Annotated in this window: 3 protein-coding genes; 2 read left to right on the top strand and 1 reads right to left on the bottom strand. The window is 55.6% G+C overall.

What is annotated here, in order from left to right; all coding sequences use genetic code 11:
- The first annotated feature begins 65 nt into the window (after window positions 1–65).
- Both Q2B33_RS22595 and Q2B33_RS22590 read left to right on the top strand, forming a co-directional pair.
- Complete coding sequence (locus tag Q2B33_RS22595; RefSeq protein ID WP_300914269.1) at window positions 66–326, top strand: M23 family metallopeptidase; 261 nt, start codon at window positions 66–68, stop codon at window positions 324–326.
- 119 nt (window positions 327–445) lie between these two features.
- The gene (locus Q2B33_RS22590; protein ID WP_300568980.1) at window positions 446–904 is read left to right on the top strand and encodes a polymer-forming cytoskeletal protein; all 459 of its coding nucleotides are present in this window, start codon (window positions 446–448) and stop codon (window positions 902–904) included.
- 262 nt (window positions 905–1166) lie between these two features.
- Here the strand turns inward: Q2B33_RS22590 and Q2B33_RS22585 are convergent, their stop codons facing one another.
- Window positions 1167–1484: a YerC/YecD family TrpR-related protein gene (locus Q2B33_RS22585; protein WP_296477577.1), complete on the bottom strand. Its 318-nt coding sequence runs from the start codon at window positions 1482–1484 to the stop codon at window positions 1167–1169.
- Window positions 1485–1624: the final 140 nt, after the last annotated feature.

The raw sequence follows: 1624 nt of genomic DNA, 5'->3' as shown, positions 1-1624 counted from the left end.
GCATGGAGGAGACGGCGGAGGAGAACGGCAATCCAATCTGTATCTTCACGGCTTCCAAGGGCTCTATGGTAGTGGCTGCGGCCAGCGGTTCCGTCATCGTGGTCAATGAGGATCCGGAGTACGGGAACAATGTCTGGGTGGATCATGGGAACGGTTATACCACAATCTACCGGAGCACGGGCGAGGTCAAGGTAAGGCAGGGCGAGAAGGTCACGCAGGGGGCCACCCTGTTCGTGATTGCTGACGATGACGGCAAGCTGGGATATCAGGTGACGCGGGACAGTGTGTATATCAGTCCCACGGAGGTAATGGCAATCAGCGGCTGACACATTGCCAGGAATATTGAAACGGTGCCCGCCGATGCGGGCGTGGGGGCGCAGGTTTGAAAGGGATGCGCTTCCAAACTTGATTGGTATACGCGCCAAAGCGCGAAAGGGGTGTAAAAATGAGGAAGAACGAGACACAGATTAGCACCATCATCGGAATGAATGCGGAGTGCGACGGCGATTTCAAGGCAGAGGGCTCCATCCGCATCGACGGTACGGTGAACGGCGGAGTGACAGTGACGGATACCGTGATAGTAGGGGCATCCGGATGTATCAACGGCGACATCAATTCAAAGAAGGTCATCATCGGCGGCGAGGTGTACGGCAATCTGAACGTGCCCGAGAAGGTAGAGCTGACGTCAACGGCCAGGGTCATCGGGGACATCACCACCAACGGCCTTGTGATAGACGAGCAGGCAATCTTCCAGGGAAGCTGCAATATGAACCAGGACACCAGCAAACGGCCCAAGCCCAACCGCAGAGCGGTGAAGGAGATGCAGAAGGAGGCAAAGTCGGCCATCTCGGACGCGCTCAAGGACGCAGAGTCAGCTTCCGCGGGGGAGAGCGACCAGTCATAGCACAGCCTGGCTACATAGGAAAGGCAATCGGAGACGGAGTAATTTATACTGCCTAACAGTTAAAATTTCCGAGTAACCCGACTACATAACGCCAGCCATATACGTTTAACCAGTGCAGTACGGTAAATTCTGGCGTTATGTAGTATAAGAAAAAGCAGGGATGTCCAAGGGCGACATGTCTGCTTTTTTCAGGAGGAAGCTATGTAGGGGGCGCCCCGGGGAAGCCGGTGTGGCCCGGCTGTTGCCTGAGGCATTGCCTATATCATGGGGAAGGGGCTTCGGAGGAGCCCTCTTTCCCGCGCATCCGGCCGAATACCGTGTCGTAGCCGTCATTTCCATAGTGCAGCGACCGGTTCACGCGGCTGATGGTGGCGGTGGAGGCGCCTGTCTTTTCGGCGATTTCCAGATAAGTGCAGTGGTTCTTGAGCATGGCGGCCACCTGGAGCCGCTGGGAGATGGAAATCAGCTCATTGACCGTACACAGATCCTCGAAGAAGCTGTAGCATTCTTCCCTGCTCTCCAGACAGAGGATGGCATCGAACAGGAAATCCACTGCATCGCTTTTTACTTTTTTGTTCATCTTGGCACCTCTCAACAGCTTTTCTGTTTTATTCCCGCGAGCAATGAGCCAAGCGGCCGTGCCTGCACGGCCAGTTGGCGAATGACGCGAGGGTCAAATACCCCGCTGCTCTGCAGCGTTGCAAGATTGATACCCCGTTG

This window comes from uncultured Acetatifactor sp., assembly GCF_948601915.1.
Taxonomy (GTDB): Bacteria; Bacillota; Clostridia; order Lachnospirales; family Lachnospiraceae; genus Acetatifactor.
Note: the sequence above shows the minus strand (reverse complement) of the source record. Positions and strands in the feature narration are given on the sequence as shown.